We start from the raw sequence: 22,885 nt of genomic DNA, 5'->3' as shown, positions 1-22,885 counted from the left end.
ATTTAATTATTGGGTTTTATATTTTTATTGATTTTATTCTCCTATCAACATAGTCCAAATTCCAATTTCTTTAAATCCCTATTTTATTATATATTTTACCAGCTTTGGGATTATCATAAAATAAGCATAAACTTTTACCTTCACTTAATAAATCATTACAAAGTTTTGAAAGACATTTGCTCATATAACCTTTCTCCCTATAACCAAATCTAGTTGCAACACCTACTACCATAGCTGATTTACTATTTTCAGCAGTCGTCTGAGCAATACAAATTATTTCATTCTTATCTTTTTCTATATAATAAGCTCTACCACTTTTATCTTCTATCCTATCTCTTATAATATTTTCATTATGCTCAGATGTATCAAATTCTTCTATTGTATTTAATATATCGCATATCCTTTTTGCGTCTTTTCCTATAGCTAACTTTACACTCTCATCATATTTTATTAAATTTTCTTTATCTCTAAGTTCACAAAAATATGTATCTCTTGATTTTTGATTTTTTAAAATACCATCAAATTTATATAGCAAATCTTTTTTTCCAGATATTAATTTTTTGCCATTGTACGATTTTATAATTTCTTTGAATTCGTCTAAATTTTCATTATCATCTTCATAATATGGTATAAAATTATTTAAATATCTAAGCAAAACACCTTTCAGATTTCCTTTATCATCAAAATTACCCCAGACATCTTGAAAATCTTTATCAAATCCAAATTGTTCTATATCTCCTATAAGAAATAAATTTATACTTGGCTGTTTACCTACATAAGATAACACTAATTCTCTATCTTTTTCACTCAGTTTTTGTATCATAAAATTCTCCCTTTTAAATTATTTAAGGTATATATATTCACTTAAATTAAATATTATCCTTTAAAAAATTTATTAAAATATATAAAAGCTAACTCATAAATTATGAGTTAGCTTTTATATACTAATTATTTATATATTTTTCAAATACCTCAGTGAAATCTTTATTACTATATTTTTTTCTTAATGCTTCCATCCAATCTAAATTAAAGTTAGTTAAATCATGTACTATATTTGTTACATTTCCTTCAATTACACATCTTGATAAAGCTTCATTTGCCATTTTTAAGCCATTAGTTCCATCTTCTATTGATATATAATTTTTTCCTTGAAGTTTTCCTATTTCAACTAAAGCTTTATATAAATCCTTTAATTGCTCTAATTGATTTTTATCTACATCAATACTAAATGCTTGATTTCCGAAATTAAATTTTATTTCTATATCTAAGTCTACAGTTCCAGCTGTCTCTAAAGTTACTGAATGAACTTTTTCATAATAAAATTCATGTCTTTCTACTGTTCTTTTTTTACTAACTGCACTTGCTCCATCTACATGTAAAAGCCCTCTATTAGTAAACACATACTCGTCAGATTTAGACTTTATTACAAAAAATATTTTTTCTCCATCTTCATGCATTATATAATCATCACCATCAACTTTATCAAAGTCTTTAGGTTCAATTATCTTTCCAATATCTGATAATCCTAATGTGTCTGCTGCTATTTTTCCAAATAAATTCCCTGCCATTTTACCCTCCAAATTTTCATTTATTTTTATTCATATTATACCACTAATGACTATAAATATATTTAATTATTATGCTATTTATACTGTTAAATAATTTAATTAAAATAAAGTGTTAAGATTACTAATTTATTATTATTTTAATAATTTTTAATATAAAAACATTATAATCTTGTATACAATTTTTGAAAAAAAGATTATAATGTAGTTAGAATTCTAAACATAATAATTACAGGGGGAATTGAATATGAAAAAAGCTTGCATTATGATTCCAATAATATCAATATTGACATTAAGCGGTTGTTCAAAACTTGATGATTCACATATGACAGAAGTTAAAAGCGCCGAAGATTCTGCTAAATCAGAAGAAGCAACTGATAGTTCTACGTCTGATTTAGATATAGGTAAAGAAGTTAGAAATAAACTTGACCAATTAAACTTAGAACTAGAATCAGATAATCTAGAAAATAATTCAGCAGGTTCAAGTAAGTCCAATATAAATATTCCAGACTTAAGTGATACATCTTATAAGTTAAATAAAGTAAATGATAAATTAAATTCTGTTGAAAATAACAAAAACCAGTTAACATCCAAAATAAATGATGTTAACCATCAAATATCTAATGCTCAGTCTAGTATAGATGATGTTAAGAGCAAAGCTGATAAATCTAGCAAAGAATTAAATAATACTTTAAATAAAAGTAATCAAAAGCTAAATGATTTATTAGATAAAAGCAATAAGATAAAAGATATTATTTCAAATAAGTTAAATTCTATCTCTAATTAGAATATAAACTTTATTAAATTTGATATTTAATACTTTTTTGTTTTTTAATTTTAGATATTTATTAAAGAAAATAAAGAAAGAGTGTCTTAAAAATAAGACACTCTTTTTTGTTATTTCATTTTAGCTTCTATGTTAGCTATTCTTTCTACAACAGAGTTCATCATTTCTTCAAACTTTTCTTTCTTAGCTTTTTCTTCATTTACTAAGCTTTCTGGAGCTTTAGCTAAGAATCCTTGGTTTGAAAGTTTTCCGTTAACTCTCTTTATTTCGCCTTCTAATTTAGCTTTTTCTTTGTTTAATCTATCTAATTCTTTAGTGAAGTCAACTAATTCATCAAGTGGTATGAATATCTTAACACCTTCTATAACAACACTTACTGCATCTTCAGGTATATTAGTTTCATCTTCAACTATTTCAACTACTGATGCAGATGCTAATGTTACAAAATAATCTTTACCTGATTCCATAGCTTCTTTCTTTTCAGCTGTTGGAACTATTATAACCTTAGCTTTCTTTGATGGTGGTACATTCATTTCTGCTCTTACATTTCTTATGTTTCTTATACCATCCATTGTTAAGTTCATCATTTCTTCTTCTTTAGCCATATTATCAGATTCATTGTAGTGAGGGAACTCAGCTACTACTATACTTCCTTCTACTGTTGGAAGGTGAGTATATATTTCTTCTGTTATAAACGGCATATATGGATGAAGAAGTTTTAATATCTTTTCTAATACATATGTTAATGTATATAGAGCTGTTTGTTTAGCTTCTTTATCTTCAGAATATAATCTTGGCTTAACTATTTCTATATACCAGTCACAGTACTCTGACCATGCAAAGTCATATATCTTTTGAGCTGCTATACCTAAATCAAACTTATTCATGTTCTCAGTAACTTCTTTAATAACGTTGTTTGCTCTTGATATTATCCATTTATCAGCTAATGTCATATTAGCTTCTAGAGATTCTCTAGTTACACCTTCCATTATTTCTTCATCTATATTCATGAATACAAATCTTGATGCATTCCATAATTTATTAGCGAAGTTTCTTGATGCTTCTACTCTTTCCATGTAGAATCTCATGTCATTTCCTGGGGAATTTCCAGTTGCTAACATGAATCTTAGAGCATCTGCTCCATATTGGTCTATTACTTCTAATGGATCTATTCCGTTTCCTAGAGATTTACTCATTTTTCTACCTTCAGAGTCTCTAACTAGTCCATGTATTAATACATGTTCAAATGGAGTTTCACCCATACAGAACATTCCTGCAAATGCCATTCTAACTACCCAGAAGAATATTATATCGTATCCAGTTACAAGTACACTTGTTGGATAGTAGTAGTTTAATTCCTCTGTATTGTTTGGCCATCCTAAAGTTGAGAAAGGCCATAATGCAGAAGAGAACCATGTATCTAGAACATCTTCATCTTGCTTGAAGTTAGTGCATCCACATTTACATTGCTTTGGCATTTCTTTAGCAACAACTACTTCACCACATTCTTGGCAGTAGTAAGCTGGTATTTGGTGACCCCACCATAATTGTCTTGATATACACCAGTCTCTTATATTTTCTAACCATTGAGTATATGTTTTATCAAATTTATCAGGAACGAATTCTAAATCTTTCTTCTTTAATATATCTAAAGCAGGCTTAGCAAGCTCGTCCATTTTAACGAACCATTGATCAGAAAGTCTTGGCTCAACTACAGTTTTACATCTATAACAAGAACCTACATTATGATTGTGGTCTTTTATTGCTATCATGTATCCTGCTTCATCTAAATCAGCTATAAGTTGCTTTCTGCACTCATATCTGTCCATACCTTCGTATTTACCAGCTAACTTATTCATAGTTCCATCTTCGTTCATTACATTTATCTTTTCAAGATTATGTCTTTGACCTACTTCAAAATCATTAGGGTCATGAGCTGGAGTCATTTTAACTGCACCAGTACCAAACTCTAAATCAACATAATCGTCAGCAACTATTATTAAATCTCTTCCTATCATAGGAAGTATAGCATGCTTACCTACTAAATGCTTGTATCTTTCATCTTCTGGATTTACAGCTATACCTGTATCTCCTAACATTGTTTCTGGTCTAGTTGTAGCTATTTCTAAGAATTCATCACTACCTTTTATTGGATATTTTATGTGATAGAATTTACCATCATGCTCTTCGTGTTCAACTTCAGCATCTGATAAAGTAGTCTTACAATCAGGACACCAGTTTATTATTCTGTTTCCTCTGTATATCTGACCTTTTTCATATAGTTTCACAAAGAACTCAGTAACAGCTTCGTTACATCCTTCATCCATTGTGAATCTTTCTCTATCCCAGTCACAAGAATCTCCTAACTGTTTCATTTGGTCTACTATCTTTCTACCAAATTCATTTCTCCAGTCCATAGCTCTGTTTAGGAATTCTTCTCTTCCTATTTCATACTTAGTTTTTCCTTCTTGTTCTTTTATTCTTTCAACAACTTTAACTTCTGTTGCTATAGATGCATGGTCAGTTCCTGGTTGCCATAAAGCTTCATAACCGTCCATTCTCTTCCATCTTATAAGTATATCTTGTAATGTATGGTCAAGTGCATGTCCCATATGTAATTGCCCTGTTATATTTGGCGGTGGAAGCATTATTGTAAATGGCTTCTTATTTGGGTTTGGCTTAGACTTGAATAATCCATCTTCAACCCACTTTGAGTATAATCTAGATTCAAAATCTTTAGGATTATACGTTTTTGGTAAATTAGTATTTTCCATTGTGTTTCCTCCTTATTTATAATTAATATAATTATTTGCTTATTTATCCATATCTATTGATGCAATATAATTTACTTAAGCATAAAAAAAGCTCTTCATCCTATAATAAGGACGAAAAGCTCGCGTTACCACCTTAATTCCACAAACTATGCTATGCTTAATTTTAACAATAATATAACACTCGTATTTACGCTGTCACATCCATCGTTCAAGTTCACATATTTAAAAATAATTAAACTTAGTTTCATAGTTATGGCTCTCAATAGATTTTAACGATTCACACCGTCTAAGCTTACTGTTAGTTCAGCTTAGAAACTCCGAAGCTACCTTCTACAAATCTATTCCAAGAAGACCTTTCAGCCTATGAGTCTTCATCTCTTTTAGTAGTATTTATATACTCCTCTTCATCACAGTTTTTATTTTCATTTATTATTTAATTATATCCAATTACTAATATTATTGTCAATTACTTATAATAATATATACCTGATTTTAAGTTTTATATATATTTTTATAAGTTTTTATCCCAATAATTATGAGGTTGTGTGTCTTCTGTTATTGGCATTATTTCATAGCCTCTGTCTTTTAACACTTTTATCATACTATCTAAAGCTTTTACAGTTTGTTCCTTTTCATGCATTAGTACTACTAAGTTTGGATTATCTCGTCCATAATATAGTACATTACTTACTATGATATCAGTAGTAGCTCTCCAGTCTTGAGTATCTAAATTCCAATCCCACATTTTATATCCATTTTCTTTCAATAATTCATGAGATGCATCTGGCATATAAGGTTTACTTCCATAAGGAAGTCTTATTAATTTTGATATTTCCCCTGTTATACTATAAAAAGTATTTTCACATGTTTCAAATTCTTTTAATGTATTTTGAGGAGTTTTATATAATTGTTTTATATCATGTGACACACTATGAAATCCTGCACTATGTCCATCTTCCTGTATTCTTTCTACTTCATCTTTATGAAGTTTCATATTACCATCAATCATAAAGAAAGTTGCTTTAACATCATTTTTTTCTAGTATATCTAAGATTTCATTTGTATACTTTGATGGTCCATCATCTATAGTTATATATGCTATTTTTCCCGTTCTTGGTATTGGACCTTTTTGCTCTGGTGTTATTGATTTTTTAATAATCTCTGTAAGTGTATTATCTCTTATTAAACTTGCCACTTCATTGTTCTCTGTATAATTACTAGTTTCTTTGACATTTCCCTTAAAATAATTAAAACCTATTACTGAACCAATTATTGCTATACATATAATAGACACAATAATAGATATATTAGATTTGTACTTCATCCCCCTAATCTCCCTCTCATATAATAACTTTAATTATTATCTGTGATATTTCTACTAAATATTTTTAGTACTTGTTCTTCTTCTTTTTCTCCTAACGATTCAATTCTTTTTATCCCCATCATAGTTAAAAACTGAATTACATTTAAATTTTCAAACGGTGTTTCCATTTGAGTTTCTTTACAATAATACTCTACATGCTTTGTCCCTTTTTCAACTGTTAAGATTCTTTTTGGGCCACCAACGCATCCTCCTACACATCCCATACCTTCTATAAAAGTAGCATTTATTTCATTATTGCTTAATTTCTCTAGTCCCTCTTTGCATTCTTTTGTACCTTGGAATGAGTGACTTATAAATTTTATAGCTTCATTGATCCTCTTAGATGACATTTTTATAGCTTCACTAACACCTCCACTTTTAGCGTACACACGTCCTGCAAAGGAAGCTTCTACTCTACTTTCATCTTCTTGGTCTGCTAAATTAACATTTAATGAATTAAATATTTCTTCTACTTCTTTAAAAGTTAAAACAAAGTCTATCGCTCCCTTTAGTTCATCTATAACTGCTTCTTTTTTCTTTGCCATACAAGGTCCTATAAATACTACTTTTGCAATTGGATTTAATAATTTTATAGCTCTTCCACAGGCTATCATAGGAGATACCGATGGTGAAACATTTGGTAATACATTTTTAAAATTATTTTCAATCATACCTACCCATACAGGGCAACAACAGCTAGTTATAAAGTACCCTTCGGGATTATCTTTCATATGTTCACAATATTCATAAGCTTCTTTAGCAGTTAATATATCCGCCGCCAAAGCAACTTCTATCATATCTTCAAATCCTAATAATTTTAAAGCTGTTCTTAATTTTCCAGGAGTTACTTCATCTCCAAACTGGCCTACAAAAGCAGGAGCGACTATCGCATATACCGGACATTTTTCATCTTTTAATAGGTTTATCATTGGTATAAATTGTATCTTGTCCGATATCGCACCTATGTTGCACTTTGACACACAATCACCACATGAACTACAAGTGTTGTTCACATTACAATTAATATGCTTTTCTTTTACAAAACATTCCTCTTCTTTATTAGTTCTATCGCAATATTTACATGCTTCAGAAATTATAGATATTATTGGTTGAGTAACCTCATTCAAATTCATAGCTTCATACGCTAAATCTTTTAATGTTATATCGTATTCTTCTGATACATCTAGTCCCATTGTTATTCTCATTAAGTTTGTAATAGTCTCTTTATCAAATTTTTCGTATATATATTCTCCGATAACCTTTTGAGGAATATTCTCTATCTCTTCTAAATTATCTTCCCATACTAACCTTATCAATTCATTAAATAACCTCATCTTATAATCATATAAAATCTTTGTATTTAAGTTAATTGATTCCATAAAAAAATGCCTCCTTATATTACTTATATAGGTAATATTTACAGAGACATTGTTTTTTATTTATATTTTATTGATTATTAATTAGATTTATTTATTTTATGAAGTAATTTTATTTCATCTATAATTTTGCTTAGATGATAATTAAAAACAGGACTTTTGCTTTCATGTAAATCCCATTTTATATCTTCTAATTTATGTAATTCTTTTATTTTCTCATAGTTTTCTTGACTTAAGTATAGCTTTTTCTCTAATAACTCTATAGATTGCATATGAAAATATATTTCTCTACTAATACATAGAGCCTCTCCTAGTTTTTCTATATCTACATCGTTTCTACTATAATTTAATTCATCAACTAGTTTAGAGTATATACTTTCTACTTTTTTAATTTCTTTTTCTAATTTTTTGATTTCAAAGGTTGCTTTATTTACTATTTTAGATTCAATAAATTCAACTGTTAACTTTTCAATTTGCTTAAATTCATTTATAGTGCTATCTAAATAGTCTGGCCTAGCTATAATATAATTTATTAACACACCTACTACTACACCTATAGATGTATCTAGCACTCTGTGAAAAGAGTACTGAGCTGGATTTGAGTCTATTATTCCTAAATGTATAGATAAAAATGTTACACATGCTACTACTATTGATTTATTCAACTTAAATAAATTACATACATAAATAGTTGCCATAACTCCTATCCCACATAATATAGGATTTCCTGGATCGATTAAAACGATTAAATATCCTATTATTCCGCCTAAAATTGTCCCCTTTACTCTATTTACACCTGCTTTCATAGATCCTTTTACGGTATCTTGCATAGATATTATACATGCCGTCGCTGAATAAAAAGGACTTTCAACTAAAAGCCCACCCAGAATTACACATAACATAACTGCTAAACCTGTTTTTGTGGTCCTCATTCCCATCTTTTGCAATTTCAAAATCTTACCTCCTGGTCGTAGAAATATTTAATTTTTTATGACCTTTTTAGATATTTTATACTACTTTAATATTATCTATATAAATGTATTATTTGTCGATAGTATTTAATCATATTTATATATAAATTACTACAACGCAAAAAGGAGACTATCTTTTCAGATAGTCCCCGACTATATATAAACTTTTTAGTGAGTTTATTATATTATTCCTTGGCTAAGCATTGCGTCTGCAACTTTTAAGAATCCTGCTATATTAGCACCTACTACGTAGTTTCCTGCATGACCATATTCTTCAGCAGCATTTTTAGATGCTTCGAATATATTTTTCATTATAACTTTTAATTTATCTTCAACTTCTTCAAATGTCCAAGATAATCTCATACTATTTTGAGACATTTCTAGAGCTGAAGTTGCAACTCCACCTGCATTTGCAGCTTTAGCTGGAGCTACTAATAATCCTTTTTCTAAGAAGTATTCTACAGCTTCATTAGTACAAGGCATGTTAGCACCTTCACCTATAACTTTAGTTCCATTTTCAACTAATATCTTAGCTGAATCTATATTTATATCATTTTGAGTAGCACATGGCATAGCTATATCACATTTAACAGTCCATATTCCTTTTTGACCTTCAACGTATTGAGCTCCTTCTTTTCTGTTAACATACTCTTTGATTCTTTTTCTTTCAACTTCTTTTATTTGTTTAACTATCTCTAAATCAATACCATTTTCATCTACTATGTATCCAGCAGAGTCACACATAGCTATAACTTTAGCACCATGCTCCATAGCTTTTTGAGCCGCATATATTGCAACATTTCCTGATCCAGATATAACTACTCTCTTACCTTCAAATGAATCTTTATGGTAATTTAACATTTCATTTACAAAGTATACAACTCCAAATCCTGTAGCTTCTTTTCTAGCTAAAGAACCACCGTAAGTTAATCCTTTACCAGTTAAAACTCCAGCATCATAAGAGTCTCTTATTCTCTTATATTGACCAAATAAGAATCCTATTTCTCTAGCACCAACACCTATATCTCCTGCAGGTACGTCTATGTTAGGCCCTATATGTCTATATAATTCTGTCATGAAACTTTGGCAGAATTTCATTATTTCATTATCTGATTTTCCTTTAGGATCGAAGTCAGATCCACCTTTACCTCCACCTATTGGTAAACCAGTTAAAGAGTTTTTGAATATTTGTTCAAATCCTAAGAATTTTATTATTCCTAAGTTAACAGATGGATGGAATCTAAGTCCTCCTTTGTATGGTCCTATAGCACTATTGAATTGTACTCTGAAACCTCTGTTAACATGTACATTTCCATTATCATCTACCCATGGTACTCTAAACATTATTTGTCTTTCAGGTTCAACTATTCTTTCTAATATACTTGCATTTATATATTCTGGGTGCTTTACTAAAACACCTTCTAAAGAATGTAAAACTTCTTCGATTGTTTGATGGAATTCAGCTTCACCTTTATTTCTTACTTTAACATCTTCTATAACCTTTTCAATTACTTGCTTTACATTATTTTCCATATTAATAGCCCCCCTTTTAACTTTAGAAAAACCTTTTCTCTTACATAGTAGTATTTTGTTGTCCTATTTTCAATATCTTTTTTGTAAAAATTTTCTTACTTATTTTAATTAATAAAATTACACTTTAGTATTAATATAATTATATTTTTTTATTATATTGCATTATTTTTTAAGGTTTAATTAATATAGAATTTTCTGACTTTTAAAGCTGTTTGACAATATTTTTCTATATTTTTTTACTTATATATAAATATATTTTTTAAAAAGAAAAAGACTATTAAATTAATATTTTTAATAGTCTTTTTCTTTTTAAAATATTTTAACTTCTCTTAGCATGTTTATATAATTGTTAGCTATCCAGTACTTATCTATATCAATATCTATTGCATCATATATATCACATACTCTGCAGTATAATTTTTCTATATATTTTGAATCAGAAGCTTTCTCTGGAAATATCTCACATATGTAATCTTGTAAATCTCTATTTTCTTTTTCGCCTTCCATTAATACCTCTAATAAATTTCTATAATTCTTTTGTTTACTCATTATCCTTCCCCCTCATTACTTTTTTATATTTAGATTATGGAAAGATAATAAGTTTTTTAAACATATTTTTTTAATTTATTTTCTAATTACAAAAAAGAAAGGTAAAATATAATTTTACCCAATCTCTACCATATCGCCTTTTATAGCGTATATTAACTTTTCACATACATTAGTTATATGATCCCCTATTCTTTCTAGGTATCTACCTACAAATAATAATCTAACACCTTGATTTACTGTAGCTGGATTTTGATTCATAATTTCTAAGCAATCTACATGAATTTGAACATATAGATCATCAATTCTATCATCTTGAGCTGCTATTTTATAGCATAGCTCTTCGTCTTCATTTTCTAACGCTAATTTAACTTGAGACAGCATATCCTTGCATTCTTTTGCCATTTTAGGAATGTCTATTAGTGCTTTTATATATGGTTCTTCTCCTATTTTAAGAGTCTCTAAAGCTATGTTTACAGCATAATCTCCTATACGTTCTAGTTCTATAGCTATATTACCTAGCGCATATACATATCTTAAATCTTTTGCCATAGGCTGTTTTAAAGCAATTAATTCAATACTTCTATCCCTTATATATTCTCTTAAAGTATCAATTTCATCATCTTCTTCTATAACTTTTTTAGACCCTTCTAAATCTTTTCTTACCATGCAGTCTACAGCTTTATCAACAGCATTTTCACATCTTTCAATCATAGTAAGAGTGTATTGCTTAAGTGTGTTTATACTTAATTCTAAACTTGTATTAACCATAAAAAAAATCCCTTCTTTTAATATTATCTAATATTTAATTCACTATAACGTGATTCTTTAAGCAACGGATGTTACCGAAGCGACTTTTTTATCCAAATCTTCCTGTTATATAATCTTCTGTACGCTTATCTTCTGGGTTAGTGAACATTGTTTTCGTATCTCTAAACTCTATTACTTCACCATTTAAGAAGAATGCAGTATCATCAGATACACGTGCTGCTTGTTGCATATTGTGTGTAACTATAACTATTGTATAATCATCTTTTAGCTCTTCTATCAATTCTTCTACTTTTAAAGTTGATATTGGGTCTAGAGCTGAAGTAGGCTCATCCATAAGTATTACTTCTGGCTTCATAGCTATTGCTCTAGCTATACAGATACGTTGTTGTTGACCTCCTGATAGTCCTAAAGCTGATGACTTTAATCTATCTTTAACTTCATCCCATATAGCTGCTCCTTTTAAACTTTCCTCAACTATTTTGTCTAAAGTTTTTTTGTCTCTTATGCCATGAGTACGAGGTCCATAAGCTACATTATCATATATGCTCATTGGGAATGGATTTGGCTTTTGGAATACCATCCCTACTTTAGTTCTCAGCTTTATTACATCACTGCTATTGTATATATCTTCTTCGTCTACTTCTATTTTTCCTTTTATAGTTACATTTTCTATTAAGTCGTTCATTCTATTTAATGATCTTAAAAATGTTGATTTACCACATCCTGAAGGACCTATTAGAGCTGTTACTTTTTTTTCTTTTATATTCATATTTATGTTTTTTAAAGCTTGTTTCGTTCCATAAAATAAATCTAAATTCTCTATATTTAACTTAGTGTTGTTTTCCATATCTACACCTCTTGATATTATTAGTAATTTGCTTTGTTTAATTTCTTAGCTACTACTTTAGCTATTGTATTTAAAATTAACACTAATATTATTAGTACAACTCCGATACTTGCTGCTCCTTGTATATCACCTTTTTCTTTAGTTAAAAGGTATGCATGTACTGTAAGTGTTCTAGCACTATCAAATATAGTCCCAGGCATTTGAGCTACCGTTCCTGCTGTTAATAATATTGCTGCTGATTCTCCTATAACACGACCAACTGATAATATAATTCCTGATAATATACCTGGTATTGCACTTGGTAATATTACTTTATAAAGTGTTTGGAATTTAGTTGATCCTAAAGCTAAAGATGCTTCTCTATAACTTTGTGGTACTGTTTTTAGAGCTTCTTCTGTAGTTCTGATTATTACTGGTAATATTATTATTGCTACTGTAAGAGATCCAGATAGTATTGAATACTTCATCCCTAAAGTAACTACAAAGAAGATCCCTCCGAATAAACCATATATTATTGAAGGTATACCTGCTAAACTTTCTGTAGCAAATCTAATTGCTGTTACTAATTTTCCTTTTTTAGCATATTCTTGTAAGTATATTGCTGATAAAATTCCTATTGGAGTAGCCACTGCTATTGAAAGTAATACTGTATATACTGTAGTTACTATCATTGGCAATATTCCTCCATCTCCTGATGCTGAATAATTGCTAAATAAGAAGGTTGGATTTATTCCACTGATTCCTTGCATAAATATATATCCTACTATTACAACAAGTGTAATAACTGTAAATCCTGCCGATAAATAAACTGCTGACTTTAAAATATTTTCTTTTAACTTTCTCATTTTAATCTACCGCCTTATTTGAAAGTTTGTTTAATACTATATTTAATATTAATATAAATGTGAATAATACAACTCCTGTTGCAAATAACATTTCTTGATGAGTTCCGAATGCATATCCCATCTCTAAAGCTATATTAGTAGTAAGTGGTCTTACACTATCCATTAAAGATGACGGCATTACTGGAGAGTTACCTGCTACAAGTATTACTGCCATTGTTTCTCCTAAAGCTCTTCCTACTCCTAAAACAACCGCAGCTAATATACCAGATTTAGCAGCTGGTAGAACAACTTTAAATATAGTTTCTATATGTGATGCTCCTAATGCTAATGAACCTTCTTTATAAGCTTGAGGTACTGCTCTTATTGCTGTTTCTGATACTGATATTACTGTTGGTAACATCATTACTGCTAAAACTATTATTACCGCAAATAAACTTTGACCTTTTGGTAAATTAAATATATTTTGTATACCAGGAACTATTATTGCTAATCCAAATACCCCATATAATACTGATGGTATTCCTGCTAATAGTTCTACTGCTGGTGATATAATCTTTGCTAATCTTTTAGGTGCTACTTCTGCAATAAATACTGCTGTTAGTATTCCTACTGGAACACCAATTACTAAGGCCCCTATTGTAGCTAATATTGATGCTGCTACCATAGATGAGATTCCAAACTTATCTGCACTTGGTACCCAATCAGCTCCTGTTAAAAATTCAGTAAATGAATATCCTTTAAATAAAAATGGTGTTAGGCCTTTGTAGAATACAAATCCTATTATTAAAAGTAAACTTACAACAGCGATTAATGCACTTATTAAAAACACATTTTTTGCTACCTTTTCTGCTAAGTACTTTCCTTCGTTGCCATTCTTATTGTCTCTTTTACTTACATTTACCACGCGAGACTTTGCTAACATAAAACATCCTCCTCAAAATATCCTTCACTTATTATAATTAAAATAATTTTTCTCTGCTTTATTAGGCATTGACTCCTACAAGTTTATAATAAAGGTCCAAAGTTAAATCCATATTAGATTTAAGTTAAACTAGCGTAAAATTCAGACAATTTTTTTAACACAAATTTTACTTTATTTTTATTATTTTTTTATTTTTTTAACATTTTAACTTTTAATTAATATAAGGAAAACTTTATTAATTTTCCTTTACAAAACAAAAGACACACCTTTTGGTGTATCTTTTTCATGAGGATATCTATTTTATGCTTATAAAGCCTTTACCTTCCATTATTTTCTGACCTTCGTCACTTAATATGAAATCTACTAATTTTTTTCCTTGTTCTGTCATTGAATCTTCTTTATTAACTAATATAAATGGTCTTGCTATTGCATATGCATTTGATTTTACATTTTCTGGAGTCAATTCTACGCCCCCAACTTTTAACATATTTACAGTATCATCAACGTATCCATATGATATATAACCTATTGCATTTTCATTACCTTCTACTGTAGTTTTTATATTTCCTGATCCATCACTTATTTGAGCTTCTTTAGTTAATGCTTCTGACTCAAATCCTACTTTTTCTTGGAAACCATCTCTAGTTCCTGATCCATCTTCTCTTGATAAAACTACTATTGGAGCATCTTTTCCTCCAACATCTTTCCAGTTAGTAATTTTACCTGTATATATATTTTTTATTTGGTCTATTGTTAAGTCTTTTACAGTATTATTTTTATGTGTTACTAAAGCTATACCATCTAAAGCTATTTCTGTTTCTTTTAAACCAGCATTTTTTTCTTCATCCTTTAAATCTCTAGATGCCATACCTATTTGAGATGTTCCTTCAATAGTATTTTTTATACCTGCTGATGAACCAACTTGTTGTATTTCAACTGTAATACCTTGATTATCTGCTTGATATTTTTCTGCTATAGATTCCATTACAGGTCCTACTGATGTTGATCCTGACACAGTTACTTTTGATCCATCATCACTTGATGAGCTTGATCCACACCCTACTGCTAAACTTCCTACTAATACTGTACTTGCTAATAATACCGCTATTTTTTTCTTAAACATTGGTTTACCCCCACTCACATATTTTATATTCAAATTATTTTAATGTGTTTTCCTCTTTACAACTTAATGATACTGTTATTATGTTAAGTGAATATTATAAGTACGTTAAGTAGATGTAAATTGTGTTAAGAATGTGTAAAAATATAGATTATTCAAAATTATTTCTCAATTATACCTAATTTAATTTAGCCTTTAGCTATTTTCAATTTATTTTTTATAGATAGAAAAATTTTTATATATAAAAAGAGCTATCTTAGCTTTTAATGCATATTCGCTACGATAACTCTTTTTTACTTAATTATTTATTATATTCTTCTTCTAATTGATCAACTAATTCACCAAATATCTTTAATGCATCATCTATAGATTCTTTCTTTTGCATATCTACTCCGGCTTTCTTTAATTGAACCAATGGATATTCTGATCCACCACTTTTTAAGAATGATATATATCTATCAACTGCATTTTCTCCTTCTTCTAATATCTGTTGGCTTAATGCACTTGCAGCAGAAAATCCTGTTGCATATTTATAAACATAGAAATTTGAATAGAAATGAGGTATTCTTGCCCATTCTAATTCAATTTGTTGGTCTATAATAGACGATTTTCCATAATACTTTTCATTTAACTTATAATATATTTCATTAAATTCTTGAGCTGTTAATGGTTCTCCAGCTTCTACTCTTTCATGAGTTAGTTTTTCAAACTCACCAAACATAGTCTGTCTGTATACAGTAGTTCTAAATTGTTCTATATAATAATTTAATAAATAAATTCTTTCTTCTTTAGAATTTGATTTTTCTAATAAATAATTTATTAAAAGAAGTTCATTTAATGTAGAAGCAACTTCTGCAACAAATATTTTATAACTTGAGTATAGGTATTCTTGATTATGCTTTGAGTAATAGCTATGCATAGAATGCCCTAATTCATGTATCAATGTAAATAAAGAATTTAGGTCATCATTATAATTCATTAGTATATATGGTTCAGAATCATAACTTCCCCAAGAATAAGCTCCACCTTGTTTTCCTTCATTCTCATAAACATCTATCCATCTTTCATCAAATGCTCTTTTTATTAAACCTAAATATTCTTCACCTAAAGGTTTTAAAGCTTCTAATATAATTTCTTTAGCTTCCTCATACGTAATCTTCATATCAAACTTATCAGTTAATGGAACGTATAAATCATACATATGTATTTTTTCTAATCCTAAAAGCTTTTTCTTTAATTCAATATATTTATTTAATGCATCTAAGTTTTCGTCTACAGCTGATATTAAATTATTATAAACATCTACACTTATATCATCTTGGAATAATGATGCTTGTAATGCAGACTCATAATTTCTTGTCTTAGCATAAAATATTTCTGATTTTATTCCACCGTATAAAGTTGATGCAAATGTATTTTTATACTGACCATAAACTGAATACATAGCATCAAAAGCATCTTTTCTAACTTTTTGATTTTTACTTTTTAAAAATACAGAATAGTTAGAGTGAGTTAACTTAACTTTATTACCTTCTTCATCTTCTATTTCAGGGAATTCTAAATCTGCAAATGATAACATATCATATACATTTTCAGGTACTCCAGATAAATCAGAAACTGCAGCTAAAATTTCTTCTTCTCTTTCTGTTAATGTATGTGGTTTTTCTCTTAATATTTCATTTATGTGTTTCTCATAGAACGCTAATTTATCATGAGTTAAATACTCTTTTAACTTAGTATCATCTATAGCTATAAGCTCAGGAACTATGTATGATGTTGCCATAGATAGCTCTGTTGATAACATATCAGTTTTAGTAGCTATAGATTGATTTTCATTTATTCTTGTATCTTCATGTTGTTTCATATGAGTGTATACATATAGATTTTGAAGTATTCTTGATGCATCTTCTGATACTTTTAAAGCTTCGTATAGGTTTTCCCACTTCTCACTAAGTTTACCTTTATACTCCTTAGCTTTTTCTATAAGATCTTTTACTTTTTTAATATCTTTTTCTATAGCATCTTTACTAGCATACATTTTTTCTATTTGCCATTTAAACTTATCTTCTATTTTACTTCTGTCTACTCCCATAATTTACTCTCCTTTAATAAAATTTTAAAGTTATTATATTTTCATTTATTCAACTATATATTATATCCAATATAACCTAATAAAATGTAATTCTATATTATAAAACTGAAACTAGTATTGCTCCTTCTGATGTGAACGTTCCCATTATAGGGCCTATACTAGCTATTAATATTTCTTTAAAGTTAGAGCCTTCACTTATTATTTGTTTTATTTTTTCTGCTTTTTCAGGGCAATTTGCATGACCTATTACTACAGTTCTAGTTTCAACATGAGTTAAATGATTTTTAACATACTCAAGCGCTTTCTTTAAACTATTACTTCCACCTCTAGCTTTATCTATCGGCTTAACTAGACCATCTTCTATTCTTATTATTACTTTGAAATTTAATGCATTTATTAACTTACCTGCAACTGCATTAACTCTTCCACCTTTTATAGCATTTTCCAATGTATCTAATGCTCCAAAGAATATCATTTCTTGTTTGAACTTTTCTATTTCTTCTAGTATTTCATCCATAGTTTTTCCGTTCTCTATTAGCTCATTACATTTTAATATCATCAAAGCAACACCTATTGACCCACTTTGGCTGTCTATAACTTCGATTCTTTTATGTGGATTTTCTTCTAAATACATATTTTTAGCTAATACAGCGTTACTATATGTACTAGATAACTTAGATGTTAGTGTGAATACTAAAACTTCCTCTTCCTCGCAGTTATAAAGTTCTAAAAATCTATCTGGAGAAGGACTTGACGTTTTAGGTAATTCCTTACGCCCTCTCATTTTATTGTAGAAAGTTTCATCATCTATTTCTAAACCTCCGATAAATGACTCATCTCCGAATGCAACATTTATCCCTACTATACCTGGATTTACTCTATCTATTACTTCCTGTGGAAAATCACACGAACCGTCTGTTATTATTTTTATCCTTTTTTTCAATTCATACACCTCAGCTTTAATTTAGTTATACTCTATTTTATATTATTTTAATGTAAATAATCTACACTTATTACGTTTTTTGACATATTTAATTCTTTAACTAACTCTTCCATTATTATTCTTCTATCATAAACTATAAAAAAGCTTAGTTTCCAACAGTTATCACCGTCATTTTCTATATCTATATTTTTCACATCTATCTGAGACTTTTCAAATTTTCCATAAAGTACAGATATCATATTTATATTGTTTACTGTTACACTAAATATAGTCTGCTTTTTTCTAAATAAAATCTTATCTATATTTTTTAATATATATAAAGTTATCATTACAAATAACCATGCAGATATACTTAGGACATAATATCCATATCCAACTGTTATTCCTATACACGCTGTTGCCCATATACCTGCCGCAGTAGTTAATCCTCTTATTCCATTAGACGTTTTTAATATTGCTCCTGCACCTAAAAATCCTATGCCAGATAAAACTTGCGCTGTTAATCTTCCTGGATCTATATTGGCATACGAGCTATAATCATGAAATAGCGCTAATGATGTTAAAGCAGTAATACAAGATCCTACAGAAACTAATATATGTGTTCTAAAACCAGCAAATTGATGAGATTTTTCTCTTTCTAATCCTGTTAATCCACCTACTACTAATGCTATTAATAATCTTATTATTATTTCTTTATTACTTACAGCTATAATTTTAATCGCCCCCTATATTCTCTTTTCATTTACCCCCAAAAGAAAATTTCATTATAAACTTTATTTATTTAAATATAAAACATATACTTCATTGTATTATAAAAGAGCTAAATTTATAGCTCTTCAATGTTTTTTTCATGATGTAATATATTTATATGTGTAGGATAAGCAATATGTACATCGTTCTTTTTAAACACTAATAAAATTTGTAATTTAGTTTCTCTCAATGCAGAGAAATACTTATATGACTGTACAACGCCTGTCATAGTGTACTTTGCTCCTACAGGATTATCTTCAATATCTGTAACTCCATAGACTTTAAAAGACTTCTTTTTATCTCCTGATGAAGGACTTATTGTATAATCCTTATACTTTTCATTCATTATATCACACACTTCTTCTAATGAATTCATAACTTTCATAGGATCTTCTTCATAACATACTCTAACGTGTACTACTACTCTCATTTTATTTTTACTATAATTTCTTATACTTGTTATGCTTCCATTTGATACTGTAATTCTTCTTAAGTCCCAATCTCTTAGTCCAAGACTTCTTAAGCCTATTTCCTCGACTGTTCCTCTGAACTCTTCATTTATTACAACAAAGTCTCCTACTTGTAATTGTTTTTCAAATAATATAAAAAATCCATTAAATATATCTTTTAATATACTCTGTGCTGCAACACCTGCTATAAGCCCTACTATACTAGCACCGGTTACTAAAGTTCCAAATTTAGTAGCATCTATTATTTCAAATTCTCTAAGTACTAATATAAGACTTAGTACAAAAATAATATAATATGTTATAGAAGATAATACACTGCATAATGTATTTTCATATCTTTCATCAAACTTAGTTATCTTAAATAATTTCTTTAAAAGATAATGAATTGTTTTTAGCGCTATATATGAACATACAAAAATTAAAATAGATTTTATAATTTTAGCTATCATAATAAATATCATCCTCAACTTCAAATTTACAATAAACTCTTCTAGTTATTTAATATTCTCAGTTTTTTGGTAATATATTCATTATAAAATTTTATAAATTTATATACAAAAAAACCCACTTTTGTGGGCTATTTACTACTTAAACTCATATATTTATTTATTAACAAGTCTATCTTATTACTTGAATCAACAAGTTCTTCTTTAAATATTTCCGGATACTCTATGTAGGTGTTGATTTCGTCTCTTAATACTTCTATCTCTTTTTTTAATGCTTCTATTTCACTATTCGCCACACTGATCACCACTATATACAAATTTGTCTATTTCTAGCTATATAATATCAAATTTAAGCTGTTTTTGTCAACACAAGTACATTACAAAATGTGTCAATAAATGATTAAATTGTTTTTATCTGGATATCTATATAAATAGTAGCTATTAGTTGACAATTATAATCATTATTGATATAATTTTATTGATAATGAATTTCATTAGGAGGTATTAATGATGACTGTTTACGATTTAAGAGTTGGTCAAAAGGGTACTATTAATAATATAAACGGAAATGAAAAATTAGCAAAAAGATTACTTGCTTTAGGATGTATAGATAATACTGAAATAGAAGTTAGAAAAGTTGCTCCATTTGGTGATCCAATTGTTGTAAGATTTAGAGGTTTCGACCTTGCTATTAGAAAATCTGACGCTAAGAACATTTCTTTAAAGTAAAGGAGTGGAAAATATGATTAATGTAGCATTATTAGGTAACCCAAATGTTGGTAAAACTACTGTTTTTAACCTTCTTACAGGTTCTAATCAATATGTAGGAAACTGGCCTGGTGTTACTATAGATAAAAAAGAAGGATTTTTAGGTGAAGATATAAAGATTATAGATTTACCTGGTATATACGCAATGGATACTTTCTCAAACGAAGAAAAAGTATCAAAAAACTTTTTAGAAAATGGAGATGTAGATGTAATAGTTAATGTTGTGGATGCATCTAATCTATCTAGAAATCTTTATTTAACAACACAACTAATGCAATTTAATAAGCCAATAGTATTACTACTTAATATGCTTGATGTTGCAGATGCTAAAGGTATAAAAATTGACTATGATAAATTAGCACAGGAACTTAATGTAACAGTAATTCCAATAATAGCTAAAAAGAAAAGTGGTACTGATCAAATTTCAAACTCTATAAAATCAGCTTCAAATAGTAATTTTTCTTATACTACTAACTGGGGCTCAGAGGTTGAAACTTATCAAAAAATCGAGTCTATATTAAGTAAATGTAGTGTTTCTTCTTCAAAGAAGAAAACCTCTATAAGTGATAAGCTTGACAATATAATATTAAATCCTATATTAGCTTACCCTATATTTATAGCAGCTCTTATGTTATTATTTAAATTTACATTCGATTGGGTAGGTGGACCTTTACAAGAAGGCCTAGCTGGATTAATTAATGTATATGTTGCTAAACCATTGGGTGATATACTAGTAAATTCTAGCCCTTGGTTTAAATCACTTATACTAGACGGTATAGTTGGTGGTGTTGGTGGTACTTTACCATTCTTCCCTCTAATATTTACTTTATTCTTAGGATTATCATTCTTAGAAGATAGTGGTTATATGTCTAGAACAGCATTCTTAATGGATAACATAATGAGAAAAGTTGGTTTATCTGGTAAAGCTTTCATACCTATGGTAATGGGTCTTGGATGTTCTTCTCCAGCTATAATGGCAACTAGAACTCTTGAAAGTGAAAAAGATAGAAGAATAACTGCACTTATTGCACCTCTTATGACATGTAGTGCTAGGTTACCAATATATGCATTATTCGCAGGTATATTTTTCCCTGATACTGCAGCAATAGTTACTACTTCTCTTTATTTAGTTAGTATAGTAGTAGCAATACTAGTTGCATTAGTGTTAAACAAAACAACTTTTAAAACTGAAGTTGAACCATTTATACTAGAACTTCCAGAGTATAAGTTGCCTACTATAAGCGCAATCTTAAAAAATACTTGGAATAAATCAAAAGGATTCTTATCAAGAGTTGTAACTGTAATGTTCGCAATGTCTGTTGTGATATGGGTTCTTTCATCATTTAACTTCAACGGATTTACAAAAGATTTAAATAATAGCTTTTTAGCATACGCTGGAAAACTTGTAGCTCCGATATTTGCACCACTAGGATTTGGTGATTGGAGAGCTTCAGTTTCTATATTAACTGGACTTGGTGCTAAAGAAATAGTGGTTAATACTATGTATGTTCTTTACGGAAACTTAAATGAGGTTCTTCCTACAGTATTTACAGGAGTTACTGCTTATGGATTCTTAGTATTCTCTGCATTATATACTCCATGTATAGCTGCTCTTGCTACTATGAAAAAAGAGTATGGAAATAAGATGATGTTTATATCTCTTGGATATCAATTTGCTCTTGCATGGGTAGCAGCATTTATAGTTAAAATTATAGGAGGTGCTATATTTATGCAAGGATCATCAAGCTCTATAGTAGAACTGCTTATCGGTGGTTCAATTATACTAGTATCTATAATCGTTGTATTAAGAAAATTAAATTCAAAACAATCTTCACCTGGATGTAGTGGTTGTTCAGGATGTGCTAGCCAAGGAAATTGTTCTGTAGAGGTTAAGCAAGAAGTATAATAGAACTTTTTAGGAGTAATTCTTTATAGAATTGCTCCTTTTTTAATGTAAAGTTTAATTTTTTATATTTCATAAAATAAAAGACAGTAG

General features: G+C 28.8%; 21 protein-coding genes and 1 other annotated feature. Of the genes, 3 read left to right on the top strand and 18 right to left on the bottom strand.

The features are described from left to right. Positions 1-70: 70 nt before the first annotated feature. Positions 71-823 carry a GNAT family N-acetyltransferase gene (locus tag NWE74_RS13390; RefSeq protein ID WP_258243501.1) on the bottom strand — a complete coding sequence of 251 codons (753 nt, stop codon included), beginning with the start codon at positions 821-823 and terminating at the stop codon, positions 71-73. A 121-nt stretch (positions 824-944) separates the two neighbouring features. After that, complete coding sequence (locus NWE74_RS13385; protein WP_092726889.1) at positions 945-1,568, bottom strand: PH domain-containing protein; 624 nt, start codon at positions 1,566-1,568, stop codon at positions 945-947. A 244-nt stretch (positions 1,569-1,812) separates the two neighbouring features. Here NWE74_RS13385 and NWE74_RS13380 point away from each other — a divergent pair, with 244 nt between their 5' ends. Next, the gene (locus NWE74_RS13380; protein ID WP_258243500.1) at positions 1,813-2,352 is read left to right on the top strand and encodes a hypothetical protein; all 540 of its coding nucleotides are present in this window, start codon (positions 1,813-1,815) and stop codon (positions 2,350-2,352) included. A gap of 110 nt (positions 2,353-2,462) precedes the next feature. Here NWE74_RS13380 and NWE74_RS13375 read toward each other — a convergent pair whose 3' ends face one another. The 16 genes from NWE74_RS13375 to NWE74_RS13300 all read right to left on the bottom strand — a co-directional run bounded on the left by NWE74_RS13375 (position 2,463) and on the right by NWE74_RS13300 (position 20,417). Continuing rightward, positions 2,463-5,126 (bottom strand): valine--tRNA ligase, encoded by a 2,664-nt coding sequence (locus NWE74_RS13375; RefSeq protein ID WP_258243499.1) that lies wholly within the window; start codon positions 5,124-5,126, stop codon positions 2,463-2,465. 104 nt (positions 5,127-5,230) lie between these two features. Next, positions 5,231-5,546: a binding site (T-box leader), on the bottom strand. Positions 5,547-5,637: 91 nt separating this feature from the next. Beyond that, the gene (locus NWE74_RS13370) at positions 5,638-6,450 is read right to left on the bottom strand and encodes a polysaccharide deacetylase family protein (RefSeq protein WP_258243498.1); all 813 of its coding nucleotides are present in this window, start codon (positions 6,448-6,450) and stop codon (positions 5,638-5,640) included. Between the two features lie 29 nt (positions 6,451-6,479). Continuing rightward, positions 6,480-7,868 (bottom strand): [Fe-Fe] hydrogenase large subunit C-terminal domain-containing protein, encoded by a 1,389-nt coding sequence (locus NWE74_RS13365; protein ID WP_258243497.1) that lies wholly within the window; start codon positions 7,866-7,868, stop codon positions 6,480-6,482. A 77-nt stretch (positions 7,869-7,945) separates the two neighbouring features. Beyond that, positions 7,946-8,818 (bottom strand): FUSC family protein, encoded by an 873-nt coding sequence (locus NWE74_RS13360; RefSeq protein ID WP_258243496.1) that lies wholly within the window; start codon positions 8,816-8,818, stop codon positions 7,946-7,948. A 198-nt stretch (positions 8,819-9,016) separates the two neighbouring features. Further along, positions 9,017-10,369, bottom strand: a complete 1,353-nt coding sequence (gene gdhA, locus NWE74_RS13355) for an NADP-specific glutamate dehydrogenase (RefSeq protein WP_258243495.1) — start codon at positions 10,367-10,369, stop codon at positions 9,017-9,019. Positions 10,370-10,678: 309 nt separating this feature from the next. Beyond that, a complete protein-coding gene (locus tag NWE74_RS13350) occupies positions 10,679-10,918 on the bottom strand; it encodes a hypothetical protein (RefSeq protein ID WP_258243494.1) in 240 nt (79 codons plus the stop codon). A 114-nt stretch (positions 10,919-11,032) separates the two neighbouring features. After that, on the bottom strand, positions 11,033-11,686 hold the full coding sequence (gene phoU / locus NWE74_RS13345) for a phosphate signaling complex protein PhoU (RefSeq protein WP_258243493.1): 654 nt from the start codon (positions 11,684-11,686) through the stop codon (positions 11,033-11,035). 88 nt (positions 11,687-11,774) lie between these two features. Next, positions 11,775-12,533, bottom strand: coding sequence for a phosphate ABC transporter ATP-binding protein PstB (pstB, locus tag NWE74_RS13340; protein WP_258243492.1), 759 nt, complete (start codon positions 12,531-12,533; stop codon positions 11,775-11,777). A gap of 20 nt (positions 12,534-12,553) precedes the next feature. After that, positions 12,554-13,378, bottom strand: a complete 825-nt coding sequence (gene pstA / locus NWE74_RS13335) for a phosphate ABC transporter permease PstA (RefSeq protein WP_258243491.1) — start codon at positions 13,376-13,378, stop codon at positions 12,554-12,556. Between the two features lies 1 nt (position 13,379). Next, positions 13,380-14,300 (bottom strand): phosphate ABC transporter permease subunit PstC, encoded by a 921-nt coding sequence (gene pstC / locus NWE74_RS13330; RefSeq protein WP_258243490.1) that lies wholly within the window; start codon positions 14,298-14,300, stop codon positions 13,380-13,382. A gap of 295 nt (positions 14,301-14,595) precedes the next feature. Continuing rightward, positions 14,596-15,423, bottom strand: a complete 828-nt coding sequence (locus NWE74_RS13325; protein ID WP_258243489.1) for a phosphate ABC transporter substrate-binding protein — start codon at positions 15,421-15,423, stop codon at positions 14,596-14,598. A gap of 298 nt (positions 15,424-15,721) precedes the next feature. Further along, the gene (gene pepF / locus NWE74_RS13320) at positions 15,722-17,512 is read right to left on the bottom strand and encodes an oligoendopeptidase F (protein ID WP_258243488.1); all 1,791 of its coding nucleotides are present in this window, start codon (positions 17,510-17,512) and stop codon (positions 15,722-15,724) included. A gap of 97 nt (positions 17,513-17,609) precedes the next feature. Beyond that, positions 17,610-18,455, bottom strand: a complete 846-nt coding sequence (locus NWE74_RS13315; RefSeq protein ID WP_258243487.1) for a DegV family protein — start codon at positions 18,453-18,455, stop codon at positions 17,610-17,612. A 47-nt stretch (positions 18,456-18,502) separates the two neighbouring features. After that, positions 18,503-19,126, bottom strand: coding sequence for an MgtC/SapB family protein (locus NWE74_RS13310; RefSeq protein ID WP_258244461.1), 624 nt, complete (start codon positions 19,124-19,126; stop codon positions 18,503-18,505). Positions 19,127-19,281: 155 nt separating this feature from the next. Further along, positions 19,282-20,124, bottom strand: coding sequence for a mechanosensitive ion channel family protein (locus NWE74_RS13305; protein WP_258243486.1), 843 nt, complete (start codon positions 20,122-20,124; stop codon positions 19,282-19,284). A 128-nt stretch (positions 20,125-20,252) separates the two neighbouring features. Beyond that, positions 20,253-20,417: an aspartyl-phosphate phosphatase Spo0E family protein gene (locus tag NWE74_RS13300; RefSeq protein ID WP_258243485.1), complete on the bottom strand. Its 165-nt coding sequence runs from the start codon at positions 20,415-20,417 to the stop codon at positions 20,253-20,255. Between the two features lie 214 nt (positions 20,418-20,631). Here NWE74_RS13300 and NWE74_RS13295 point away from each other — a divergent pair, with 214 nt between their 5' ends. Further along, complete coding sequence (locus tag NWE74_RS13295) at positions 20,632-20,850, top strand: FeoA family protein (RefSeq protein WP_092726861.1); 219 nt, start codon at positions 20,632-20,634, stop codon at positions 20,848-20,850. 13 nt (positions 20,851-20,863) lie between these two features. Then, entirely contained in the window at positions 20,864-22,795 is a 1,932-nt protein-coding gene (feoB, locus tag NWE74_RS13290; protein ID WP_258243484.1) for a ferrous iron transport protein B, read from the top strand. Positions 22,796-22,885: the final 90 nt, after the last annotated feature.

Origin of the sequence: Romboutsia lituseburensis (genome assembly GCF_024723825.1) — a bacterium.
Taxonomy (GTDB): domain Bacteria; phylum Bacillota; class Clostridia; order Peptostreptococcales; family Peptostreptococcaceae; genus Romboutsia_F; species Romboutsia_F lituseburensis_A.
Note: the sequence above shows the minus strand (reverse complement) of the source record. Positions and strands in the feature narration are given on the sequence as shown.

Bases quoted from the DNA above. Each gene is read 5' to 3' on its own strand.
- feoB (WP_258243484.1), top strand. From the start codon at position 20,864: ATGATTAATGTAGCATTATTAGGTAACCCAAATGTTGGTAAAACTACT.
- pstB (WP_258243492.1), bottom strand. From the start codon at position 12,533: ATGGAAAACAACACTAAGTTAAATATAGAGAATTTAGATTTATTTTAT.
- NWE74_RS13380 (WP_258243500.1), top strand. From the start codon at position 1,813: ATGAAAAAAGCTTGCATTATGATTCCAATAATATCAATATTGACATTA.
- pepF (WP_258243488.1), bottom strand. From the start codon at position 17,512: ATGGGAGTAGACAGAAGTAAAATAGAAGATAAGTTTAAATGGCAAATA.
- NWE74_RS13325 (WP_258243489.1), bottom strand. From the start codon at position 15,423: ATGTTTAAGAAAAAAATAGCGGTATTATTAGCAAGTACAGTATTAGTA.
- pstC (WP_258243490.1), bottom strand. From the start codon at position 14,300: ATGTTAGCAAAGTCTCGCGTGGTAAATGTAAGTAAAAGAGACAATAAG.
- NWE74_RS13295 (WP_092726861.1), top strand. From the start codon at position 20,632: ATGACTGTTTACGATTTAAGAGTTGGTCAAAAGGGTACTATTAATAAT.
- NWE74_RS13305 (WP_258243486.1), bottom strand. From the start codon at position 20,124: ATGATAGCTAAAATTATAAAATCTATTTTAATTTTTGTATGTTCATAT.
- phoU (WP_258243493.1), bottom strand. From the start codon at position 11,686: ATGGTTAATACAAGTTTAGAATTAAGTATAAACACACTTAAGCAATAC.
- NWE74_RS13390 (WP_258243501.1), bottom strand. From the start codon at position 823: ATGATACAAAAACTGAGTGAAAAAGATAGAGAATTAGTGTTATCTTAT.
- NWE74_RS13385 (WP_092726889.1), bottom strand. From the start codon at position 1,568: ATGGCAGGGAATTTATTTGGAAAAATAGCAGCAGACACATTAGGATTA.
- gdhA (WP_258243495.1), bottom strand. From the start codon at position 10,369: ATGGAAAATAATGTAAAGCAAGTAATTGAAAAGGTTATAGAAGATGTT.
- NWE74_RS13370 (WP_258243498.1), bottom strand. From the start codon at position 6,450: ATGAAGTACAAATCTAATATATCTATTATTGTGTCTATTATATGTATA.
- pstA (WP_258243491.1), bottom strand. From the start codon at position 13,378: ATGAGAAAGTTAAAAGAAAATATTTTAAAGTCAGCAGTTTATTTATCG.
- NWE74_RS13375 (WP_258243499.1), bottom strand. From the start codon at position 5,126: ATGGAAAATACTAATTTACCAAAAACGTATAATCCTAAAGATTTTGAA.
- NWE74_RS13350 (WP_258243494.1), bottom strand. From the start codon at position 10,918: ATGAGTAAACAAAAGAATTATAGAAATTTATTAGAGGTATTAATGGAA.
- NWE74_RS13365 (WP_258243497.1), bottom strand. From the start codon at position 7,868: ATGGAATCAATTAACTTAAATACAAAGATTTTATATGATTATAAGATG.